This window comes from Streptococcus sp. ZY171113, assembly GCF_057748235.1.
Genome location: NZ_CM173243.1, coordinates 1,076,599 through 1,100,711, shown reverse-complemented (window position 1 = coordinate 1,100,711; position 24,113 = coordinate 1,076,599). Strand labels below are relative to the sequence as shown.

At 49.7% G+C, this 24,113-nt stretch carries 18 protein-coding genes; 16 read left to right on the top strand and 2 right to left on the bottom strand.

The genetic code is table 11. The annotated features are described in order from the left end of the window. Window positions 1–19: 19 nt before the first annotated feature. The 14 genes from purF (at window position 20) to addA (ending at window position 20,630) form a co-directional block, all read left to right on the top strand. Complete coding sequence (gene purF, locus AC3ARB_RS05160; RefSeq protein ID WP_488321483.1) at window positions 20–1,474, top strand: amidophosphoribosyltransferase; 1,455 nt, start codon at window positions 20–22, stop codon at window positions 1,472–1,474. Next, complete coding sequence (locus AC3ARB_RS05155) at window positions 1,474–1,683, top strand: hypothetical protein (protein WP_488321482.1); 210 nt, start codon at window positions 1,474–1,476, stop codon at window positions 1,681–1,683. The genes purF and AC3ARB_RS05155 overlap by 1 nt, the downstream gene beginning before the upstream one ends. A gap of 29 nt (window positions 1,684–1,712) precedes the next feature. After that, on the top strand, window positions 1,713–2,738 hold the full coding sequence (gene purM / locus AC3ARB_RS05150) for a phosphoribosylformylglycinamidine cyclo-ligase (RefSeq protein WP_488321481.1): 1,026 nt from the start codon (window positions 1,713–1,715) through the stop codon (window positions 2,736–2,738). Then, window positions 2,738–3,292 (top strand): phosphoribosylglycinamide formyltransferase, encoded by a 555-nt coding sequence (gene purN / locus AC3ARB_RS05145; protein ID WP_488321480.1) that lies wholly within the window; start codon window positions 2,738–2,740, stop codon window positions 3,290–3,292. Before purM ends, purN begins: the two co-directional genes overlap by 1 nt. A 37-nt stretch (window positions 3,293–3,329) precedes the next feature. Then, window positions 3,330–4,616, top strand: coding sequence for a hypothetical protein (locus tag AC3ARB_RS05140; RefSeq protein WP_488321479.1), 1,287 nt, complete (start codon window positions 3,330–3,332; stop codon window positions 4,614–4,616). A 23-nt stretch (window positions 4,617–4,639) separates the two neighbouring features. Continuing rightward, entirely contained in the window at window positions 4,640–6,184 is a 1,545-nt protein-coding gene (gene purH / locus AC3ARB_RS05135; RefSeq protein ID WP_488321478.1) for a bifunctional phosphoribosylaminoimidazolecarboxamide formyltransferase/IMP cyclohydrolase, read from the top strand. A gap of 145 nt (window positions 6,185–6,329) precedes the next feature. Then, the gene (locus AC3ARB_RS05130) at window positions 6,330–7,565 is read left to right on the top strand and encodes a LysM peptidoglycan-binding domain-containing protein (RefSeq protein WP_488321477.1); all 1,236 of its coding nucleotides are present in this window, start codon (window positions 6,330–6,332) and stop codon (window positions 7,563–7,565) included. 193 nt (window positions 7,566–7,758) lie between these two features. Beyond that, on the top strand, window positions 7,759–9,126 hold the full coding sequence (nox, locus tag AC3ARB_RS05125) for a H2O-forming NADH oxidase (protein ID WP_488321476.1): 1,368 nt from the start codon (window positions 7,759–7,761) through the stop codon (window positions 9,124–9,126). A gap of 547 nt (window positions 9,127–9,673) precedes the next feature. After that, window positions 9,674–10,006: a putative DNA-binding protein gene (locus AC3ARB_RS05120; RefSeq protein ID WP_488321475.1), complete on the top strand. Its 333-nt coding sequence runs from the start codon at window positions 9,674–9,676 to the stop codon at window positions 10,004–10,006. A gap of 104 nt (window positions 10,007–10,110) precedes the next feature. Continuing rightward, complete coding sequence (gene ffh / locus AC3ARB_RS05115) at window positions 10,111–11,676, top strand: signal recognition particle protein (protein ID WP_488321474.1); 1,566 nt, start codon at window positions 10,111–10,113, stop codon at window positions 11,674–11,676. Window positions 11,677–11,733: 57 nt separating this feature from the next. Next, window positions 11,734–12,660, top strand: a complete 927-nt coding sequence (locus AC3ARB_RS05110) for a glycosyltransferase family 2 protein (RefSeq protein ID WP_488321473.1) — start codon at window positions 11,734–11,736, stop codon at window positions 12,658–12,660. 45 nt (window positions 12,661–12,705) lie between these two features. After that, a complete protein-coding gene (rfbD, locus tag AC3ARB_RS05105) occupies window positions 12,706–13,560 on the top strand; it encodes a dTDP-4-dehydrorhamnose reductase (RefSeq protein WP_488321534.1) in 855 nt (284 codons plus the stop codon). Window positions 13,561–13,741: 181 nt separating this feature from the next. Further along, entirely contained in the window at window positions 13,742–17,008 is a 3,267-nt protein-coding gene (rexB, locus tag AC3ARB_RS05100) for an ATP-dependent nuclease subunit B (RefSeq protein ID WP_488321472.1), read from the top strand. Further along, window positions 17,001–20,630 (top strand): helicase-exonuclease AddAB subunit AddA, encoded by a 3,630-nt coding sequence (addA, locus tag AC3ARB_RS05095; RefSeq protein ID WP_488321471.1) that lies wholly within the window; start codon window positions 17,001–17,003, stop codon window positions 20,628–20,630. The genes rexB and addA overlap by 8 nt, the downstream gene beginning before the upstream one ends. A gap of 204 nt (window positions 20,631–20,834) precedes the next feature. Here the strand turns inward: addA and AC3ARB_RS05090 are convergent, their stop codons facing one another. After that, window positions 20,835–21,137 carry a hypothetical protein gene (locus tag AC3ARB_RS05090; protein WP_488321470.1) on the bottom strand — a complete coding sequence of 101 codons (303 nt, stop codon included), beginning with the start codon at window positions 21,135–21,137 and terminating at the stop codon, window positions 20,835–20,837. A gap of 143 nt (window positions 21,138–21,280) precedes the next feature. On the opposite strand from AC3ARB_RS05090, the gene AC3ARB_RS05085 reads away from it, so the two are divergent. Together AC3ARB_RS05085 and AC3ARB_RS05080 are read left to right on the top strand one after the other, a co-directional pair. Beyond that, window positions 21,281–22,021: a polyphosphate polymerase domain-containing protein gene (locus tag AC3ARB_RS05085; RefSeq protein ID WP_488321469.1), complete on the top strand. Its 741-nt coding sequence runs from the start codon at window positions 21,281–21,283 to the stop codon at window positions 22,019–22,021. Then, window positions 22,014–22,688, top strand: a complete 675-nt coding sequence (locus AC3ARB_RS05080; RefSeq protein ID WP_488321468.1) for a DUF4956 domain-containing protein — start codon at window positions 22,014–22,016, stop codon at window positions 22,686–22,688. The genes AC3ARB_RS05085 and AC3ARB_RS05080 overlap by 8 nt, the downstream gene beginning before the upstream one ends. Window positions 22,689–22,759: 71 nt before the next feature. Here AC3ARB_RS05080 and AC3ARB_RS05075 read toward each other — a convergent pair whose 3' ends face one another. Further along, on the bottom strand, window positions 22,760–24,001 hold the full coding sequence (locus AC3ARB_RS05075) for an aminopeptidase (protein ID WP_488321467.1): 1,242 nt from the start codon (window positions 23,999–24,001) through the stop codon (window positions 22,760–22,762). Between the last annotated feature and the right edge of the window lie 112 nt (window positions 24,002–24,113).

The following is a 24,113-nucleotide window of genomic DNA, read 5'->3' as shown; positions in this document are numbered from 1 at the left end:
AGAAAAAGGAATTGAAATCATGATTTACGACGTCAAATCTCTTAACGAAGAATGCGGGGTCTTTGGCATCTGGGGTCATCCCCAGGCCGCCCAAATCACCTACTTTGGCCTACACAGCCTCCAGCACCGAGGCCAAGAAGGGGCCGGTATCTTGGCCAACGACCAAGGCAAATTCAAACGCCACCACGGCCTGGGTCTCTTGGCAGATGTCTTTAAAGACCCTAAAAACCTGGAAAAATTAGAGGGGCAAGCGGCCATCGGTCATTTGCGTTACCCGACTTCGGGTTCAGCCTCCATCAACAATGTCCAGCCCTTCCACTACCGCTTTTCAGACATGAAGGCGGGTCTGGCCCACAACGGTAACCTGACCAATGCCGTGTCTCTGAAAAAAGAATTGGAGGCCCAAGGAGCCATTTTCTCCAGCTCCTCTGACACGGAAATCCTCATGCACCTGATCCGCCGCAGCAAGGCGGAGGACCTGATGGACAAGATTAAGGAATCCCTCAACATTGTCAAGGGTGGCTTTGCCTACGTTCTTCTTTTGGAAGATAAGCTGGTGGCGGCTCTTGATCCCAACGGTTTTCGTCCGCTGTCTATCGGTCAGATGAAGAACGGTGCCTGGGTGGTGTCGTCTGAAACCTGTGCCTTTGAAGTCATTGGTGCCGAGTGGGTGCGGGACATGCAACCAGGGGAAGTGATTGTTTTTGACGATGCTGGCATGCACATCGACCACTACACGACTGACACCCAGTTGGCTATCTGCTCCATGGAGTACGTTTACTTTGCCCGTCCTGACTCGGTCATTCATGGGGTTAATGTCCATCTAGCCCGAAAAGAAATGGGCCGTCGCTTGGCTCAGGAGTTCAAGCAAGAAGCCGATATCGTGGTCGGTGTACCAAACTCCTCTCTGTCCTTAGCCATGGGCTTCGCAGAAGAATCTGGTTTGCCAAATGAGATGGGTCTGATCAAAAACCAATACGTGCAACGGACCTTTATCCAGCCAACCCAGGAACTGCGTGAGCAGGGGGTTCGCATGAAACTCTCTGCCGTGTCCAGCGTGGTTAAGGGCAAGCGGGTGGTCATGATTGACGACTCCATTGTCCGTGGAACAACCAGCCGCCGCATTGTCCAGTTGCTCAAGGAAGCAGGAGCGGCAGAAGTTCACGTGGCCATCGGTAGCCCAGAACTCAAGTACCCATGTTTCTACGGGATTGACATCCAGACCCGCCGTGAGCTGATTTCAGCCAACCACACGGTGGATGAGGTCTGCGAGATTATTGGAGCAGATAGCCTGACCTATCTCTCTGTGGAGAGCCTGATTGAGGCCATCGGCATTGACACCGATGCCCCAAAAGGCGGCCTCTGCGTGTCTTACTTCGACGGCGAATTCCCAACCCCACTCTACGATTACGAGGAAGAGTACAAACGCAGTCTCAACGAGCATACTAGCTTTTATATTGATAATGTGAAGTAATGAAAAAGCAAATTCAAAAAATAAATCACTTAATTTTAGCCATTAGTCTTATTTTAGTTCCCTTGTTGCTCTTTTTAACAGTGGTATCCCTTATCAAAAACCATCTATTTGCCGGTATAGGTTACGGTATTTGGGCCTTGGCATGGATTTATGCAGCTTATCAATGGCTAATGATTGCTAAGGAATTAAAAGACTTGGATGAAAAGTAGTTTTACAAAAGGCCGAATAGGAGAAGAAAATGTCTGAAAACAAAAATGCATACGCCGCCTCTGGCGTTGATGTTGAGGCTGGCTACGAAGTTGTGGAACGCATCAAAAAGCACGTGGCACGCACCGAGCGTTTGGGCGTTCTAGGCGCCCTGGGTGGCTTTGGCGGGCTCTTTGACCTGAGCCAGCTGGATGTCAAGGAGCCCGTTCTGGTTTCTGGTACCGACGGCGTGGGCACCAAGCTCATGCTGGCCATCAAGTACGACAAGCACGACACTATCGGTCAGGACTGTGTGGCCATGTGTGTCAACGACATCATTGCTGCGGGCGCTGAGCCCCTCTACTTCCTGGACTACATCGCGACTGGCAAGAACGTCCCTGAGAAGCTGGAGCAGGTGGTTGCTGGCGTGGCCGAGGGCTGTGTGCAGGCAGGTGCTGCCCTGATTGGTGGTGAGACTGCCGAGATGCCTGGCATGTACGGCGAAGAGGACTACGATTTGGCCGGTTTCGCTGTCGGTATCGCCGAGAAGTCCCAGCTCATTGACGGCAGCAAGGTCAAGAGTGGCGACATCCTCCTGGGCCTGGCCTCCAGCGGTATCCACTCCAACGGTTATTCCCTGGTCCGCCGCGTTTTTGCGGATGTGGACGGGGACGCTCTGTTGCCAGAGCTCAATGGCAGAGCTCTAAAGGATGTCCTCCTTGAACCAACTCGTATCTATGTCAAGCAGGTTCTGCCTCTGGTTAAGGCAGGTCTGGTCAACGGCATTGCCCACATCACCGGCGGCGGTTTTATCGAAAACGTGCCTCGCATGTTTAGCGAAGATCTGGCTGCCCACATTGACGAAGCTAGTATCCCAGTTTTGCCAATCTTCACCGCCTTGGAGACCTACGGGAACATCAAACACGAGGAAATGTTTGAAATCTTCAACATGGGTATCGGCCTCATTTTGGCTGTTTCCCCAGAAAATGTTGAAAAAGTTAAAGAACTGGTTGACGAAGAGGTCTACCAAATCGGTCGAATCACAGAGAAGACCGACAAGAGCGTGGTGATTGCCTAATGACCAAGAAAATCGCCGTCTTTGCCTCTGGTAATGGCTCTAATTTTCAAGTTCTAGCGGAACAATTTCCCATCGCTCTGCTCTTTTCCGACAAAAAAACCGCCCATGCCCTAGAGCGGGCAGAAAAACTAGGCGTGCCCAGCTACAGCTTTGAGCTAGCGGACTTTGCCGACAAGGCCGCCTACGAGACCGCCCTGGTGGAGCTCCTCGACCAGAACCAGATTGACCTGGTGGTCCTGGCGGGCTACATGAAAATCGTGGGGCCGACCCTCCTGTCAGCCTACGAGGGCCGTATCATCAACATCCACCCCGCCTACCTGCCAGAGTTTCCAGGTGCCCACGGCATCCAAGATGCCTGGGAGGCTGGTGTGGCTGAGAGTGGCGTCACTGTCCACTATGTTGATGCAGGTGTGGACACAGGTGCCATCATCAAGCAGGTGCGTGTGCCTCGATTACCAGACGATACCATCGACACCTTTGAAGCCAGAATCCACGAGGCGGAGTATGTGCTGTATCCGGAAGTGCTCTGTCATCTAGGTGTTTTAAGAAAGTAAGTAAAGATAGATTTGTGTTTTAGAGGTAACTTTAAATATGAAACTATTGAAATTAGTTCTATTGCCACTTTCGTTAATCTTAGCAATTTTGTTTAGAGAACAAATAATATCTGCAATAGTTTCGAGTAATTTGAAAAGTTCCCAAGGGAATTTGTTATTGTTAACTTTTATATATTGGCTGGAATTAATTTTCTGTTTGTGTGTATATGATTTTTCAATTTCACAAATATATGGATTTTCAAGTTACTATATTAGTGAATTAGGAAGGCTTGCAACACGCAAGAAGATTGTATGGTTAGCTTTATTTACTATTAGATTAAATTACTATGGATTACGAATTTGTCGATTTTTAAGACTAGGTTGGCTAGTTTCTGGCGGTAATGAGAGAAGTCCAGTATGGTTAGGATTATCTAAGCCACCTATTTTTCTAAGCATGATCACCCTATTTAGGGTTTTATTTAGTATTCCTGTGGCTTTAGCATTTTTACTCTCTTGTTTTTCTCTAGGGATGTTAGAAATAGACATCGCTTACTATTTACCTAAAATTCAAGAGCTAGTTAAAAATATATCACAAGTGAAAGTAAACATAGGTGATGTGTTTTCTAGACTACCTGCTCTAGTTGCTCTTACAACATTAATGCCAGTTATTTTCTTTTTCTATTTCTATAGCCAGAAGCGTGAAATTAGAAGAATAATTGATAAAGAGAATAGTCAGTATTTTGAAGAGGTTGTACTTCTATATGAGAAGTTGTTGTTATGGATTGACAAACATATTTATGAGCTCTCTAAAAATTTTGATTACGTTATTAGAGTTCAAGAACTGATTGTTGATTTAATTTTGGATAAAGAAATTCCTAACTACTCATACCTGAAGGGGACACGTGGGCGTAATTTAAAAACTATAAAAAGGTATTCATTTGTTGAGTTACCCAATTTAAATGATTTAAAAGGAATAGTTGATAAACTATCTAGTGATCGTTTAAGGAAATTTACAAGACTTTTTTCAGTTAAACAACATGATATTTGGAATCTTTATTGGTCAGAATTTCATTCTCTGAGGAATCTGGAACAACTTCAAATGTCTTTCTATACTAGCGAAGGAATGAAAATTAAATTACTCAATAGATATACAGACTCTTTTGATTTTTCTAAAGAGGAAATGGAGAAGAAAAAAGTAGAAGAAGAATGGTTGCTTGCAATGTCTATATATGATAGTTTAGAATTACTTTATAAACTGCGACGGGCAAGCAATGCATTACGGAGATACTTATATTCATCTAGAGTAGAACGATTAATTTTAAAAGCTTTAAATAAAGAAAAATAGTAAAAAAAGAAAAAGGAGACCCCATGACTAAACGTGCTTTAATTAGCGTATCAGACAAGGCAGGCATTGTAGAGCTTGCCCAAGAATTGACGAGCCTGGGTTGGGAGATTATCTCAACTGGCGGTACCAAGGTGGCTTTGGACAATGCTGGTATTGCGACCATTGCCATTGACGATGTGACTGGTTTCCCTGAAATGATGGACGGCCGTGTTAAGACCCTCCACCCTAAGATTCACGGTGGCCTCTTGGCCCGTCGTGACCTGGACAGCCACCTAGATGCGGCGGCCAGCCACGAGATTGGCCTCATCGACCTGGTGGTGGTCAACCTCTATCCCTTCAAGGAGACCATCCTTCGCCCTGACGTGACCTACGATTTGGCGGTGGAAAACATCGACATCGGCGGCCCGTCCATGCTCCGCTCGGCGGCTAAAAACCACGCTAGCGTGACCGTGGTGGTGGACCCTGCGGATTATGCGGTGGTTTTGGGTGAAATAGCAGAGCAGGGCAGCACGACTTACGAAACCAGACAGCGTTTGGCTGCCAAGGTCTTCCGTCACACCGCAGCCTACGATGCCTTGATTGCGGAATACTTCACGGCTCAAGTTGGCGAGACCAAGCCAGAAAAATTGACCCTGACCTACGACCTCAAACAGCCGATGCGTTACGGGGAAAACCCTCAACAGGATGCGGACTTCTACCAAAAAGCCATTCCAACAGATTATTCGATTGCTTCAGCTAAACAGCTCAATGGTAAGGAACTGTCCTTCAACAATATCCGTGACGCGGATGCGGCTATCCGTTCTATCCGTGACTTCAAGGACAAGCCAACGGTGGTGGCCCTCAAGCACATGAACCCTTGCGGTATCGGTCAGGCTAACGACATCGAGTCAGCTTGGGATTACTGCTACGAAGCAGACCCAGTATCCATTTTCGGTGGGATTGTTGTCCTTAACAGAGAGGTAGATGGGGCGACGGCTGAGAAGATGAGCAAGATTTTCCTGGAAATCATCATCGCACCGTCTTATACGGCAGAAGCGCTAGCCATTCTTCAAGAAAAAGCCAACCTGCGCGTGCTGGAACTGCCGTTTGACGAGCAGGACAAGAGCGAAGTGGAAGCCGAGTACACGGGCGTTGTGGGCGGCATGCTGGTGCAGAACCAGGACGTGACGACTGTGGATCCAGCGGACTGGACCATCGTGACTGACCGTCAACCGAGCGAGCAGGAGCGTGTGGCCCTGGAGTTTGCCTGGAAGGCCATCAAGTACGTTAAGTCTAACGGTATCCTCATTTCTAACGACCATATGACCCTGGGCGTGGGCCCTGGTCAGACCAACCGTGTGGCCTCTGTTAAGATCGCCATCGAGCAGGCCAAGGACCGTCTGGACGGTGCTGTTCTGGCGTCAGACGCCTTCTTCCCATTTGCTGACAACGTGGAAGAAATCGCCGCTGCAGGCATCAAGGCCATCATCCAACCTGGCGGCTCGGTGCGTGACGAGGAAGTCATCGCCGCAGCCAACAAGTATGATATCGCCATGGTCTTTACGGGTGTCCGTCATTTCCGTCACTAATGTTACAGAGATTGGCTCAGCCAGTCTCTTTTGTTACAACTGTGTCTCAAAACTACAATTTGGTTAAAACAGGCCCTCTGGGCTTGTTTTTGTTTCAGCTTATGGTAAGATGGAGATAATCCAATACGAAAAGAAGGTATTTGAAATGACAGTAAATAAAAAAGTTGTGTTGACATCAAGTGTTGTTTTATCATTGTTTACAGCTAATCTTGCTCAGGCGGAGGCCTTGGTTTGGACCCCGCGGACCGTTGAAGATGTGCGAGCAGATTTTCAACAAGACGGTGGTCAAGTTACTTACACCATCAAATACGGTGACACCTTGAGCACCATTGCCGAAGCCTTGTCTGTTGATGTTGAGCTTTTGGCTAAACTTAACCAAATCAGCAACTGGGATTTGATTTTCCCTGATACTGTCTTGACCACTCAGGTTAACCAGAATAATGCAGTAACTGGTTTGGCCATTCAAGCACCAGCTACTCAGCAAACGACAGAAGCTGTTGAGGCTCATGTTGATTTGCAAACTAATCAAGTAACAGTAGATGAAACAGTTGTTAACCTTGACGAGGTGCCCCTTCCTGCGTCAGCAACAGTAGAGAATTCTACTGTTGAAGCACCAGTAGCAGAAACCACTCCAGCCGAACCCGTTGTTGAGGCACCAGTAGCAGAAGCTACTCCAACAGAAGCTGTTGTTGAAGCACCAGTAGCAGAAACAACTCCAGCTGAACCTGTTGTTGAAGCACCAGTAGCAGAAACTACTCCAGCCGAACCTGTTGTTGAAGCGCCAGTAGCAGAACCAGCTCCAGCTGAACCTGTTGTTGAAGCACCAGTAGCAGAACCCACTCCAGCCGAAGCTGTTGTTGAAGCACCAGTAGCAGAAACCACTCCAGCCGAACCTGTTGTTGAAGCACCAGTAGCAGAACCAGCTCCAGCCGAAGCTGTTGTTGAAGCACCAGCAGCAGAAACCACTCCAGCCGAACCTGTTGTTGAAGCACCTGCTCCTAATCCTGTTGTTTCGACAGTGACGACATTTACAGGTTCAGAAGCTGGTTTGCAACCCCATGTGGTTGCCTATAAGCATGAGGTGTTGTCAGTATTTGGTGACATGTGGGTAAATGGTTACCGTTCTGATTCAGGTGATCATGGCAAGGGTCTTGCTTTGGACTTCATGGTACCAGTTAGCTCTGACTTGGGTGACCAAATTGCAGCCTATGCCGCAGCTAATATGGGTAGCAAGAACATCTCTTACATCATCTGGAAGCAACGTTTTTATGCACCGTTTGATAGCAAGTACGGTCCTGCCTACACTTGGAACCTCATGGAGGATCGTGGCAGCGTCACAGAGAACCACTATGACCACGTTCACATCTCATTTAATCCATAAGAAGCAAGAGAACCGACCCTAAATCAAGGGTTGGTTTTTTAAAGAATGAGAATAAATTCACAATGTATAGAGGTGTAACCCCTGTCATTGAAGAATTTTTCACAGAATGGTGACAAAAAACTTGAATTAACTTCACAAACATGCTATAATGGGAAAGTAAATCTAAGAAAAATTAAGAAAGAGGAATTTACACATGGCTAAAATCGTTGTTGTCGGTGCTAACCACGCCGGTACATCAGCTATTAACACTATCTTGAACAACTACGGCGAGCAAAACGAAGTTGTTGTTTTCGACCAAAACAATAACATCTCATTCTTGGGCTGTGGTATGGCCCTTTGGATTGGTAAGCAAATCGCTGGTGCTGAAGGCTTGTTCTACTCAAGTAAAGAGCAACTTGAAGCAAAAGGTGCTAAAGTTTACATGGAGTCACCAGTTGAGTTCATCGACTACGACAAAAAAGAAGTTCACGCACTTGTTAACGGTGAAAAACACGTTGAGAGCTACGACAAGTTGATTTTGGCGACTGGTTCACAACCAATCTTGCCTCCAATCAAGGGTGCTGAAATCCAAGAAGGTTCTCGTGAGTTCAAAGCAACTTTGGAAAACTTGCAATTCGTTAAGTTGTACCAAAACTCTGCTGAAGTTATCGAGAAACTCAACAACCCAGACATCAAACGCGTTGCCGTTGTTGGTGCTGGTTACATCGGTGTTGAGCTTGCTGAAGCCTTCCAACGCCTTAACAAAGAAGTTACCCTTGTTGATATCGCAACAACATCACTTGGTGGTTACTACGACCCAGAATTCACTGACTTGATGAACAAAAACCTCGAAGAGAACGGCATCAAGTTGGCCTTTGGTCAAACTGTACAAGCAGTTGAAGGTGACGGTAAAGTTGAGCGTTTGGTAACTGACAAAGAAACCTTCGACGTTGACATGGTTATCTTGGCTGTTGGTTTCCGTCCTAACACTGGTCTTGGCGACGGTAAGATTGAACTCTTCCGTAACGGTGCCTTCGTGGTTAACAAAAAAGGTGAAACAAACATTCCTGACGTTTATGCGATTGGTGACTGTGCGACCATCTATGACAACTCACTTCAAGACACTAACTACATCGCTTTGGCTTCAAACGCTGTTCGTACAGCTATTGTTGCCGCTCACAACGCTTGTGGTACTGAGCTTGAAACAGCTGGTGTTCAAGGTTCTAACGGTATCGCGATCTTCGACCTCAAGATGGTATCAACTGGTTTGACCCTTGAGAAAGCAAAACGCTTCGGTTTCAACGCTGTTGCAACTGACTTTGAAGACCTGCAAAAACCAGAATTCATGGAGCATGACAACCACAGCGTTAAGATCCGTATCGTTTACGATGCAGACACTCGTGTGATTCTTGGTGCGCAAATGGCCTCTAAAGAAGACATCTCTATGGGTATGCACCTCTTCTCATTGGCTATCCAAGAGCAAGTAACCATCGACAAGTTGGCTCTGCTTGACATCCTCTTCTTGCCACACTTCAACAAACCATACAACTACATCACTATGGCTGCACTTGGTGCCAAGTAAGATAGTAAAAACCAGCTTTTTCAAGCTGGTTTTTTCACAGAAATTGGGACAATAGCTAGGACAAAAAAATGACCTGACCTGCCAGAAAAGAGAGAGAGAAGAAAGGATTGCGACCTTAAAAACAAGTTTGAATCAAGCTGGTCATCCAGAAGAAATCTTTACCTTGTAGCAAGCACTTGAATATCAAAAGGGTTTGGCTGGCTTGTTGAACCGGTCTTGTTGGAATAATCCTTCGAGGAACTCTCCTAATCGTTTTAAATAGCGGAGCAGATGGAAGGAAGTGACCAAAAAAATCAGTTAGGCTCAGTCTAGCTGTTTTTTTGGTTCTTACAGGCTGATGCAAACTCTTCTTTAGAGAAGGAGTGTCAATGATTTTTCAAGAAAGAGTAAGGAAGTGTGGAGATCATCATCGTTTCTTTGGTTACTGAACGATTCGAAACTGAGCAATAATCATTTGAATGCGGAGAAATAGCTTTGGAATGAATGATTTCAAGGGAAAAGCGGTCAGTCGCTGACAAAACGCTAATTATATGGTAAAATGAAAGACATGGAACTTGAAAAAACCAACCGAATGAACGCCCTCTTTGAGTTTTACGCGGCCCTCTTGACCGACAAGCAGATGAACTATATCGAGCTCTATTATGCCGATGATTATAGCCTGGCCGAGATTGCCGAGGAGTTTGCGGTTAGTCGCCAGGCTGTTTATGACAACATCAAGCGGACAGAAAAGATTCTGGAGGACTACGAGATGAAGCTCCACATGTACTCGGACTACATCGTGCGTTCCCAGATTTTCGAAGAGTTGGCCCAGCACTATGCTGGTGACCCCTTCCTGGAGGAGCGGTTGGCCATTTTGACCAGCATCGATAACCGGGATTAGGTGGTTTTGGGGCAATCGCAGAGCTAACAGTTTTTGCCCTGTCGTTAACCAGTAAGAGATAAGATAAAGGAGGAAGTACATAATTTTTATTATGTAAACTAATTATGGCATTTGAATCATTAACCCAACGCTTGCAAGGTGTCTTTAAGAACCTGCGTGGTCAGAAAAAATTAAGTGAAAAAGACGTCCAAGAGGTGACCAAGGAAATCCGTTTGGCCCTGCTTGAGGCTGACGTGGCCCTGCCTGTGGTCAAGGAATTCATCAAAAAAATCCGCGAGCGGGCCATCGGTCATGAGGTTATCGACACCCTTAACCCTAGTCAGCAGATTGTCAAAATTGTCAACGAAGAACTGACAGCTATTTTGGGGTCTGAAACGGCTGAGTTAGAAAAATCACCTAAGATTCCGACCATCATCATGATGGTGGGTCTTCAGGGTGCGGGTAAGACCACCTTTGCGGGTAAACTGGCCAACAAGCTCATCAAGGAGCAAAACGCCCGTCCGCTCATGATTGCAGCGGATATTTACCGGCCAGCAGCCATCGACCAGCTTAAAACCTTAGGTGGCCAGATTGGGGTGCCAGTCTTTGACCTGGGAACAGAAGTGCCTGCGGTTCAAATCGTGGCTGAAGGTCTCAAACAGGCTCGCGAAAACCGCAATGACTACGTCTTGATTGATACAGCTGGTCGTCTGCAAATCGACGAGCACCTCATGGAAGAACTTCGTGATGTCAAGGCTCTGGCCCAACCTAACGAGATTCTCCTGGTTGTTGACAGCATGATTGGTCAAGAAGCTGCTAACGTGGCTGACGAGTTCAACCGCCAGCTGGACATTACTGGTGTTATTCTGACCAAGATTGATGGCGATACCCGTGGTGGTGCGGCCTTGTCCATCCGTCACATCACTGGCAAACCAATCAAGTTCACGGGTACTGGTGAGAAAATCACTGACATTGAAACCTTCCACCCAGACCGCATGTCCAGCCGGATTTTGGGCATGGGTGACCTCCTGACCCTGATTGAGAAGGCCTCAGCTGAGTACGATGAGAAGAAGTCATTGGAACTGGCTGAGAAGATGCGGGAAAACACCTTTGATTTCAACGATTTCATCGACCAGCTGGACCAGGTTCAAAGCATGGGACCAATGGAAGACCTGCTCAAGCTCCTGCCAGGTATGGCTGGTAACCCAGCCCTTGCCAACCTCAAGGTGGATCAGAAACAGGTTGCCCGTAAACGGGCCATCGTGTCTTCCATGACACCTGAAGAACGGGAAAATCCAGACCTCTTGACCCCAAGCCGTCGCCGTCGGATTGCGGCCGGTTCAGGTAACAGCTTTGTTGAGGTCAACAAATTTATCAAGGACTTCAATCAGGCTAAGACCATGATGCAGGGCATCATGACTGGTGACATGAGCCAGATGATGAAGCAAATGGGCATTAACCCCAACAACCTGCCAAAAAACATGCCAAATATGGGCATGGGCTCCGGTATGCCTGATTTGTCAGGCATGGACCTATCTGCCTTAGACGGCATGATGGGCGGTTCCGGTATGCCATCCATGTCAGATATGTTTGGCGGCGGCCTCAAGGGCAAGATTGGCGAATTTGCTATGAAATCAGCCATGAAACGCCAGGCTAATAAGATTAAAAAAGCCAAGAAGAAGCGTGGCTAGAGAACTCGTCTTATAAAAACTGGCTGACCATAACGTTCAACGTTTGAAGAGAGAAAAATGAAACAATTAGCAATTATCGTGCCTTGTTACAATGAAGAGGCCACTATTCGACCCTTTCTGGCAGCCTGCCAGGCGGTGGAAAAACAGCTGGCTGGTCAACTCCAGTTTGATTATATCTTTGTTAATGATGGCTCCAAGGACGGGACCTTGACTGTCCTGAGAGCGGTATCTAATCAATTTACCAACGTCCATTACCTGTCCTTTTCACGAAATTTTGGCAAGGAGGCAGCTCTTTTGGCTGGTCTTGAGGCGGCCAAGGGGGACTTGGTGACGGTTATGGACGCTGATTTGCAGGATCCGCCAGAATTGTTGCTTGAGATGTATGAGAAAATCCAAGAGGGTTACGATGTGGTCGGGACCCGTCGGGCGGATCGAACGGGAGAACCGCCCATTCGGTCCTTCTTTGCCAAGGCCTTTTACTACCTCATCAACAAGGTTTCAGACACTGAGATGGTTGATGGTGCCAGGGATTTCCGCCTCATGACCCGCCAAGTGGTGGACAGTATTTTAGAGCTAGGTGAGGTCAATCGTTTTTCTAAGGGGCTTTTTTCCTGGGTGGGCTATGAGGTGACCTACCTGTCCTATGAAAACAGGGAGCGGGTAGCTGGGGAAACTTCTTGGAATTTCTGGAGCTTGCTCAAGTATTCCATCGATGGTTTTATTAACTTTTCGGACGCGCCACTCAGTCTAGCCATCTGGGCTGGGACTTCGTCCTTTATCTTATCCATCCTTGGTATCGCTTTTGTGGTAGGGAAAAAGCTGCTCTTTGGTGACCCTGTGGCCGGCTGGGCCAGCTTGGTAACCATCATGCTTTTTATCGGTGGCATTCAGCTGCTCTGTTTGGGCATTATTGGTAAATACATCGCCAAGATTTTCCTAGAAACCAAGAAGCGTCCCGTCTATATTGTCAAAGAAAAGGGCTGATTTTTTAGGAAAATTGGTGTAGAATAGAAAGAAAAAGGAGACAAACTGATGATTTTAGTAACAGGTAGCAAGGGGCAACTGGGTACAGAGCTCCGCCATTTGCTTGACGAAAGAAAAGAAGACTATGTGGCTGTTGATGTGGCCGAAATGGACATCACGGACTGGGACAAGGTGGATGAGGTCTTTGCAGAAGTCAAGCCGACCTTGGTCTACCACTGTGCGGCCTATACGGCGGTTGACGCCGCAGAAGACGAGGGCAAGGCCCTCAACTATGCCGTTAACGTGACGGGGACAGAAAACATCGCCAAGGCCTGTGACAAATACGGGGCGACCCTGGTTTACATCTCGACGGACTATGTCTTTGATGGCCAAAAGCCAGTTGGTCAAGAGTGGCTGGAAACTGACACCCCAGACCCTCAGACCGAGTACGGCCGCACCAAACGTTTGGGTGAGGAAGCGGTTGAGCGTTACGCCAGCAAGCACTACATCATTCGGACGGCTTGGGTCTTTGGTAACTACGGTAAGAACTTTGTCTTTACCATGCAGGCTCTGGCCGAGAAACACCCTCGATTGACCGTGGTTAACGACCAGCACGGCCGTCCAACCTGGACACGGACCCTGGCGGAGTTTATGACCTACGCCATTGACAAAACCATTCCTTACGGCTATTACCACCTGTCCAACGATGCGGCTGAGGATGTGACCTGGTATGATTTTGCCAAGGAAATTCTGAAAAACACCGATGTGGAAGTGGCACCTGTGGATTCTAGCCAATTCCCAGCCAAGGCCAAACGGCCGCTCAATTCGACCATGAGTTTGGAAAAGACCAAGGCGACTGGTTTTGTCATTCCGACCTGGCAGGAGGCCTTGGAGGCCTTTTACCAGCAAGAGGTAAGATAAGTCATTTTCGAGGGGAATTCCCCATAGAACCTGTATACAATTATTAATTTTTTATAGCAAGCTGGATCAATGAACCGCTAATGTCAGTTCTGAAACTACCATTAGTGGTTCTATTTTTATACACGAAATGTCATAAAAATCGTGCTATAATAGAGGGAGAACGTGCACGAAAGGTTTTTTTATGCGACTACTTTACACCGATGTGGCCAACCACCTCACCAAGCTCCTGGCCAGAGAAGCAGAGGCCTACGCTGCCAGCGGCAAGCGGGTCTTTTACCTGGCCCCAAACTCCCTGTCCTTCGACAAGGAGCGGCAGGTTTTGGAGAGCTTGCCCCAGAAGGCTTCCTTTGCCATCACCGTGACCCGCTTCGGCCAGATGGCTCGCTACCTGACCCTGACGGCCAAGCACCAGCCGACCAGTCTCAACGACACGGGCCTGAGCATGGTCTTTTACAAGGTTCTGAACGGTTTGAGCGACCAGGACCTGAGGCTCTACGCTCGCCTGCGGCAGGACCCGGCTTTTATCAAGCAGCTAGTTGATTTTTATAAGGAATGGCAGAGCAGCACTCTTGATTGGGAGGATTTAGCAGGCTTGGATAGCCACAAACTGGCGGACATCAGGCTCATTTTCGACCGCGTTTCGGCTGTTCTAGCAGGCCTTGACCTGTCCCAATCCACCCCTATCAGCCACCTCCGTCAAGCCTTAGCGACTGGTCAGACCGCCCTTGATTTGTCACAAGTGGTTGTGTTTGTGGACGGCTTTACCCGCTTTACGGCGGAAGAAGAAATCCTTTTAAGTGAGCTCAATCACCTGTGCCATGACGTGGTCATCGGGGTTTATGCCAGTCCCAAGGCCTACAAGCGACCGTTTTTGGCTGGAAACCTCTACCAGGCCAGTCTAGATTTCCTGAGAGGTCTGGCTGCTAAATTTGCAGTCAAGCCAGAATACCTGGGTCAGCCTGACCGAGAGACCATCTTTAGCCGAATAACCCAGGCCTTGGAAGCCCGATATGATTTTAGCCCCGAGCCGATGGAGCTGACCGACCAGGATAAGTCAGCCCTTAGGATTTGGAACTTACCGACCGTCAAGGACGAATTGGAAGAGGTGGCCAAGGCCATTCGGAGCAAGCTGGACCAAGGTCACCGCTACAAGGACATGCTGGTCTTGTTGGGGGATGTTGAGGCCTACCAGCTCCACCTCAAACGGGTCTTTGATACCTATGCCATTCCCTATTATCTGGGCAAGGCCGAGGCCATGGCTGACCACCCGCTGGTTCAGTTGATTGACAGTTTGGAACGCTTGGTTCGCTACCAGTTTCGGGCTGAGGACCTGCTCAACCTCCTCAAATCTGGTCTCTTTGGCCAGTTTGACCAGCTGGCCATCGACAAATTTGAGCAATACGTGACCTATGCCAACCTCAAGGGGCGTTCAGCCTTTTCCCGTCCCTTTACCAAGACAACTGGCCGCTTTGACCTGGCCAGCCTCAATGCGACCCGACAGACTATCATGGGTTATTTGGACAGTTTTTTGACCACTCAGAACCAGTCGGTGACAGATTTTCTGATCCGTTTGCTGGCCTTACTCGAAGGGATTGGTGTGCGGAACCACCTGTCTCACCTGGCCCAATCAGGTAGCCAGTTGGAGGCGGACCGTCAGGCTGAGGTTTGGCAGGTCTTTACCCAGCTCTTGGAGCAGATGAACCTGATTTTGGCTGGGGAGGACCTGTCTCAGGCAGACTACCTGGGTCTCTTGCGGTCAGGCCTGCTATCGGCCACCTACCGCCTGGTTCCATCCACGGTGGATGTGGTCAATGTGACCGCCTACAACCTGATTGAACCCCACACCAAGCCATTTGTCTTTGCTGTTGGGCTGTCCCAGTCTAACTTCCCGGAAGTGGTTAAAAATGTCAGCCTCCTGACTGACGAGGATCGGGGCCTGATTAACAGCCATTTGGCGGATAAGGGGCAGCTGGACCTGCCTAGCCAGGACAACCTCAAACGCAACAACTATACCATGATGTCCCTGCTCAATGCCGCCACTCAAGAACTGGTCCTATCCAGTCCGACCCTCTTGGGAGAAACAGAAGACAGCCAATCCAGCTATCTTCTGACCCTAAAGGACCTGGGCCTGCCTGTGGAGACCAAATTCAGCAAGGGCCTGTCTCAGCAAACTGAGAATCTGGGAACCTATCGGAGCCTTCTGGCTCGATTGGTTGAGGCCCACCAGGACAAGCTAGACCTTTCTGATTTACCCAAGGAGGCAGCTGATTACTGGGCGGTCTTGATTCGACGCTTACGGAAAAAATTGGCTGAGCAGGGCCTGACCTTACCTGAGGTCAATTCCAACCCGACCAGCAGACCCGTCAGTCCTGAAGCCTTGGCGGTGCGTTACCCCGCAGACCGTCCCCTCAACCTATCCGCTTCGGCGCTCAGCGATTTCTACAACAATGAATACAAGTTCTTCCTCAATCATTTGCTGGGCTTGCGGGAGGAGGAGAGTGTCCTGCCAGACGCCCGCCAGCACGGGATTTTCTTTCATCGAGTCTTTGAGCTTTTGGGGGATGATCGGTCAGACCGGGCCTTTGACGACAAGTTGACCCAGGCCTTGACTACTGCCCTGAGCGAGCCTGAATTGGCAAGTGCCTACCAGCAGACGGCCCAGACCCGTTATGCCCAAGAGGTGGTGACGGCTATGATTGTGGCTACCAGTCGGCTCTTGGCAGACCAGGAGCCTGTGCAAATCGTGGCCCAGGAGGCCAGTTTTGGCATGGACAAGCCCTTCTTGTTGGATGAGATTGATGGCCGTCAGATTACGGTTCGGGGCAAGATTGACCGACTGGACCGCTTGGTAGGCAGCCAGACCCATGGTGTGGTGGACTACAAGTCCAGCGACCAACGCTTCAAGCTTAGCGACCTCTACAATCGTCTCAGTCCCCAGCTCATGACCTACCTGGCTGCCCTGAGTGACAGGGACCAGTTCGCTCAGGTGGAGGCCATCTTTGGGGCCATGTACCTTCAGGTTCAGGAGCCCCAGGTCAACCTGACCAAGACAGGGTCCTTGGACGATATTCGCCAGACCCTGGCCCAGGAGCTAACCTACAAGGGCCTCTTTGTGGCCGAGGATAGCCTGCCCTTGGGCCCAGCCTACGCCAGCAAGGGCAACACCTTTAGCCAGGAGGAGCTGGCCCTGCTCTTGGCCTACAACCGAGAGACCTACCGTCAGGCGGCGGCGACCATTTTGAGTGGCCAGTTCGCTATCAACCCCTACACTAAGGATGGCAAGAGCGTGGCTGGCGACCAGCTCAAGAGCATCACCCGTTTTGAGGCCGACCTGCACCTGAACCAGGCCCGGCACCTGACCAACTTCCCACGCAAGGACCAGCGGTCCTTGATTTTGGAGGCAATGGCCGAGCAGTTAGACCAAACCAAGGAGGACAAGCATGTTTGAGGACTTTTTAAGCCAGGGAGCCATCAGGGACCTGGTGGCCCAGGAAGCCGCTAGTGATAAGAAGCAGAAGCGGACGGCGGAGCAACTCCAAGCCATTTACAGCCACGGCAATAACATCCTAGTGTCAGCCTCTGCAGGTTCAGGGAAGACCTTTGTCATGGTTGAGCGGATTGTGGATATGATTCAGCGGGGCGTTGGGGTCAACCAGCTCTTTATCTCCACCTTCACGGTTAAGGCAGCTGGCGAGCTCAAGGAACGTTTGGAGGACAAGTTGGCAACGGCTCTAGCCAAGACGACTGAGCCAGCCCATCAAGCCCATTTGGCCACCCAGCTGGCCGGTGTACAGACCGCAGACATTGGGACCATGGACGCCTTTACCCAGAAACTGGTTATGGAGCATGGTTACTTGCTCGGCCTGTCGCCCCAGTTTCGGATTTTAACCGACAAGAGCGAGCAAGACATTCTGAAAAAAGAGGTCTTTGATGACCTCTTTGAAGACTATGCGGCAGGGCCTCAGGCCCAGACCTTCAAGCAGCTGGTTGGGAATTTCTCAGGCAACCGCAAGGACACCAAGGGCTTCCGAGAAGTGGTGGACCAGGTTTACACCTTTGTCCAATCCACCCCAAACCCGACCAAGTGGCTGAGGGAGACCTTTATCCCAGAGGCCAGTTCTAGCCAGCTGGTGCTTGACCAGCTCAGGCAGTCAGGTTTGAGCCTGGTTGATGACTTAGACAAGTTTTTCCGCCACCATCTGGATAATGAAGCTCAGCTATTTCCTAAAGCCAAGTATTTGGACCATGTGGCTGAGATTGTTGACCGCTTGGCGGAAGTAGACTTGACTGCCGACCTGGCCAGGTTAGAAGAAGTTTTGGGCTTTGTGGATCGTTTGGCCAGCTCTTCCAATGGGCGTGGTCTGACCAACGCCACTCGGAAAGAAGATACCAAAGACATCAAGGAGGCCTACAATGCTGGCCGTAAGGCCCTGATGGACCAGGTGCGGAACTGGCTGGCCCAGGCCTATCAGACCAAGTTGGTCCTGGCCTACCAGGACGGGGCCCAGCCCTTGCTGGAACTGTTCCAGGACTTTCTGCTGGATTTTTGTGACCAGTACTTGCAGGTCAAGCGGGCTGAAAATGCCTTTGAATTTTCGGACATTAGCCACCTGGCCATCCAGCTCTTGGAGGAGTTTCCAGAGGTTCGAGCCAGTTACCAGGACCGCTATGTGGAGGTCATGGTGGATGAGTACCAGGACACCAACCACACCCAGGAAAGTCTCTTGGAGCTCTTGGCCCGTGGCAACAACCGCTTTATGGTGGGGGACATCAAGCAGTCCATCTACCGCTTCCGCCAGGCCGACCCGCAGATTTTTAACCACAAGTTCAAGCTCTACCAGCAGGACCCGACGGCTGGCCAGTTGATTGTGCTCAAGGAGAACTTCCGTAGCCAGATGGAGGTCTTGGAAGCGACCAACGCCATCTTTACCCGCCTTATGGACGAGGACCTGGGTGATTTGGTTTATGACCAGACCCACCAGCTGGTGGCTGGCTCGCCAGGCCAGCAAATCGCTGACACGGCCAACACCTGCCAGTACCTGCTTTACAGCCCTGAAACGGGTGAAAAGGACCAAGATGAGGACCAGGAGGGGGACAATCAGGTCAGCCAGGGCGAGGTGGATGTGGTGGTCAAGGAAATCATTGCCCTTCACCAGCAAGGGGTGCCCTTTGGGGACATGACCCTCTTGGTGGCTTCTCGTTCCCGCAATGACAAGATTCTGAAATCCTTTGACCGTCATGGCATTCCTCTGGTGGCGGACGGGGGCGAGCTGACCTACCTCAAATCGGTGGACGTCATGGTCATGCTGGACAGCTTGCGGGCCATTGACAACCCCTTGCGGGACTACGCCCTGGTGGCCCTGCTCAAGTCACCCATGTTTGACTTTTCCGAGGACGATTTGACCCGCCTGTCCTTGCAGGCCAAGGGGCTCAATTTTTACGAGAAAGTTCTCTTGGCCCTGTCTGGTCAGGGGGAGGAAAGCCAGTTCATCACCCCAAATCTGGCTCAGAAGCTCAGCCATTTCCACCAGTATCTGGAAAAATGGCGGCGCTACGCCAAGAGCCATAGCCTCTACGACTTGATTTGGGTGATTTACCAGGACCGGCTCTACTATGACCATGTGGGGCTCTTGCCCAATGGGGACAAGCGGCAGGCCAACCTCTATGCTCTGGCCCTGAGGGCCAACCAGTTTGAGCAGACGGGTTTCAAGGGCTTAGGGCGGTTTATCCGCATGATTGACCGAATTTTGGAGACGGAAAATGACCTGGCCAGTGTGGAGGTGGCTCCGCCTGCTGATGCGGTCAGCCTCATGACCATCCACAAGAGTAAGGGCCTCCAGTTTCCTTATGTCTTTATCCTCAATATGGACAAGTCTTTTGACAAGCGGGATGAGCGGTCCAAGTTGGTCTTGAGTCGGAGCAAGGGGGCTGGTATTCGCTACCTTGCCGATATGAAGGGGGAATTTGAGCCAGGTCAGATTGACCTGCCAAGGGTTCTGGTGAGCCTGGATACCCTAGCCTATCAGACCAACCAGCGTGACCTAAGACTAGCCAGCCTGTCCGAGCAAATGCGGCTCCTCTACGTGGGCATGACCCGGGCAGAGAAGAAGCTCTATCTGGTTGGCAAGGGCCAGGCGGATAAGTTGACGGACCGTTTTGACGGAAAACTGGTTGATGGGCGGCTGCCTTTTGCCCAGAGGGAAGCCTTGGCTTCCTTCCAAGATTGGGTTCTGGCTGTTCTGGCGACCGATAAGGAGTTGCCGATTGAACTGACGGTGGTGACGGATGAGGACTTGACCCCAGACCAGATTGGAGACTTGCCAACTGGTTTGGCTATGGACAGTCAGCGTCAGAGCCAGGTCCGTCAGACAGAGGAGTTGGAGCAGGCTTTGGCTAGTCTGGAACGGGTGGAAGACCTGAACCAGACCTACCGCTCGGCCATTAACCTACCGACCCTGAGAACACCCAGCCAAATCAAGGCCCGCTACCAACCTCTGGTGGATGGAGATAGCCTAGCGGTGATGGAGACGGCCATCAAGCCGGTCAGTTTTGACCTGCCGAGCTTTGGTCAGGTTGAGGACCTGTCGCCGACCGCGATTGGGTCGGCGGTCCACGAGCTCATGCAGGTTTTGCCTATCCGTGAGAGGGTAAGTCTAGCGGATTTGGAGCAGGCTTTAGCTGGGATGAACCTGCCTGAGCAGGTCAAGGTCGCCCTGGACTTGCCAAAGTTACACAGCTTTTTCCAAACTGACCTGGGCCAGCTTTTGCAGGCCCAGCACCAGAACCTGGTGCGTGAGGCACCCTTTGCCCTCCTCATGACCGATGAGGTCAGCGGTGAGGACTTTGTGGTTCGGGGGATTGTGGATGGTTTCTTGAAACTAGATGACCGCCTAGTCCTCTTTGACTACAAGACGGACAAGTACAAAAATCCAGCGGATTTAGTCTCCCGTTACCAAGCTCAGATGGGCCTCTATGCCCAAGCCCTCAAACAGGCCTACGGCGTAGACCGAGTGGACCAGTACCTGGTACTCTTGGGCGGTCCTCAGGTTGAAGTGGTAGCGGTGCAGTAGTCGGCTTTGCTGTTTTTGACCAGCCAACGAACGAGACAGAAAAATGAGGCTGGGACAAAACAATATTAAAAACGAACAAAGAAGGATTTCTGAAAACCAGAATTTCTCTTTGTTCGTCTTTTTGATTTTGTTGTTTCAGCAGGGGATAATGGTATGTGATTTCGAAAACTCAAAATCTTTTTGTCCCAGCCTCATTTGTTGCTTCTACAAAATAAAGTACTCAATGACCACGCCCTGCTCAGGGTAGGTTTGGGTCAACTCCTCAGCCACATCCTCATACATGGCCTTGATGGTCTGGATTTTCTCCGGGTACTGGCTGCCCACATAGTGGAAGGTGCACTCGATGGTCAGAAAGAGCTCGTGGAAAAGCTGGTTCATGGTCTCAATCTTATCCAAAAGGGGCTGGTTGCCCAGCAAAAACTCAGGTGCTGTTTTGCGTTCCCCCCACAGGCCATCACGGACCTTCACAGGGTAGCTGCCGTATTCTAAACTCAGTTCGTAGGTCATAAGCGTCTCATTTCTATGCGTTTTCTTTATTTTACCATAAAATAGCCCAGCTGGCACGTTTAAGAGTTCTTTAACTTATTTTTAAGAGGTCCTTAAGTCTCTCCCAGTAAACTAAGACCATCAAAAGAAATGAGGACAGCATTATGAACAACCAAGTTATTCAAAAACACTTCAAACGAGTAGAAACCAAATATATTTTAGAGAAAACCCGCTTAAACCAACTGATAAAAGATTTAGTCAAGCACATGGAGGCGGATAATTTTGCCCAGTCCACAATTACCAACGTCTACTTTGATAACCCTGAGTTCCAGATGATTGAAGACGCCTTGGCCAAGAAACATGGTAAGGAGAAGATTCGCATGCGGCTCTACGACCAAGAACCAACAGCTGATAGCCAGGCTTTTCTAGAAATTAAGAAAAAGGTGAATGGGGTTGGTTTCAAGTACCGCTTGACCGCTAAACCTGTGGCCGTTGTTGACTGTGTTACCAAAGGCCAGGTTTTGAACACCATGGTTGAAGAAGATGTGACGGCTCACTTAAAGCAGTTGCGTCACCGTTACGGCAAACTCCAACCTCAGATGGTGATTGCCTATGACCGCCAATCTTTCAAGGGGAAGGTTGATAAAACGGTTCGTTTGACCATCGATCAAAACCTGATTTACCGTGACCATGAGCTAGCCGCCTATGCTAATCGCCACGGTCATGCCTTGCTGCCCAGCAATCAGGTCATCATTGAAGTCAAGGTGGCAGGAGAAAAACCAGAGTGGTTGGTTGATTTGCTTGAGGCCTATGGTTTAGAGAAAATTTCCTTCTCTAAATACGGCCAAGCCTACCTGCTCAATCAGGCCAGATTGACCAAGCAAAAGGAGGTTGCCCATGCCTAGTACCATTCTTGATAGTGTGTTTACTCAAACCAATCTGACGATTAGTCCCCTCTGGGTCTTGGTCAGCCTCTTGGTTAACTTGGTCCTCGGTTTGATTTTGGCCAGTCTCTACAAATACCGTTCAGCATATTCTAAGGAATTTGTTCAAACCTTGACCGTTCTTCCCTGTTTGATTGCCGTGATTATTTTCTTGGTTAATGGTAATCTAGGCACCTCAGTGGCTGTTGCGGGAACCTTTAGCCTGATTAAATTCCGCTCACCTGCGGCCTCTGCCAAGGAGCTTCTCTTGATTTTTATGGCGACAGCCATTGGTCTAGCGACAGGGATGGGTTACCTCATGCTTGCTGGACTGGTGACGCTTTTGGTAGCTGGGGTATTACTGATTTTGGAACATGCCAGCTTCGCTCAAGTCAGCAGTCAGAAGCGTCAGCTCAGCCTCAGCCTTTCTGTAGATGAGGCCGATGAGGGGCTACTCAATCAGGTCATCACCGCTTGCTGTCAGAGAGCGGAGCTATTGAGCCTAACCGTCAAGAACAATCAGATGGCGTTGGTCTATCAGCTTGACCTCAGGGAGAGTGAGCAGTTGCTCTGCCGGGCCATTTTGAGGGCCTTTCCCACAGCTAACCTCACGCTCAATCAGGGGCTAACCAAAAAGAAAACTCTATAAGAAAAGCCCCCAAAGTTAGACTTTTCGTTCTAATTTTGGGGGCTTTTCATGTCAGGGGAAGGTGACGTTTTTTAGTTGGCCCACTCACCACCACGGAAGATTGGCACACGGCTGCCGTCAGCCTTGATGCCGTCGATGTCCATGTGTTCGGAACCAATCATAAAGTCAACGTGGGCAGTTGAGCGGTTGAGGCCAGCCTCTTTGAGCTGGTCTGGGGTCATCTCTGTACCGCCAACGATGCTGAAGGCGTAGGCTTGACCGATGGCCAAGTGGTTAGAGGCGTTCTCATCGTAGAGGGTGTTGAAGAAGGTCAAACCTGAGAGAGAAATTGGGGTCTTGTGTGGCACGAGTGCGACTTCACCCAGGGCACGGGCACCGTCGTTTTCTTCCACCAAACGTTTGATGGTTTCCTCGCCTTTTTCAGCAGTGACTTCGGTGATTTGACCATCTTTGAAGGTGAAGGTCATGCCTTCGATGACAACGCCAGCGTAGCTAAGTGGCTTTGTAGAAGAAACATAACCATCCGCACGGCGGTAGTCAGGGGCACAGAAAACTTCCTCAGTTGGCATGTTGGCGATGAATTTCTCGCCTTGAGCGTTGATGGAACCTGCTGCTTGCCAGCTGTGGTTCTTCGGCATGCCCAGAACCAGGTCAGTTCCTGGAGCCGTGTAGTGGAGGGCATCGAACTGTTGCTCGTTGAGCCAAGCAGCACGCTCTGTCAAGCGGGCTTCGTGCTCGTCCCAAGCCTTAACAGGGTCAGCCTCGTAGATGCGGTTCATCTTGAAGAAGGCATCCCAGAGGGCATCAACCTGTTCTTCCTCAGTTTCCAAGTCAGGGAAGACCATGGCAGCCCATTCTGGACTAGCAGCAGAGGCCAGGTTCCAGCTGATTTTGTTGGCCTGGCTGGCGTTGCGTTGCTCCTCCAGGGCGATGGCCATGGCTTTTTGAGCTGTCTGGATACGGTCTGGGTCAACACCACCATAGGCATTAGGGTCAGATGAGAGAATAACCAGGCGACTAGCCTTTTTGCTCAAGAGGTAGCGAGAGCGTTCAACGATGTAGTCTGGCACATTTTCTAAACGCTCGATGTCAGCATGAATCAGGCGTTGACGAGAAATTTTCTCATCAGTATAATCCACGATAACCTCAGCTGCACCACGGGCATAGGCTTCCTCTGTCAAGAGACGGGCGAATTTCGCATGCTCAACACCAATCGTGATGATGATGGTGTGTCCTTTTTGGACATTAATCCCTTTAGCAATCAAAAGCTGGGCGTATTTTTTCAAGTTTTCGTCAAAGTTTGGTAAAACCATGTGCGTCTCCTTTATCTTTAGTACCTTTCCAGTTTATCATATTTTCAGAAATGTCACAACAACTCCTGATGTTTTTAGCCTTCTATTTGCGATTTTTTCGGCATTGTGGTAA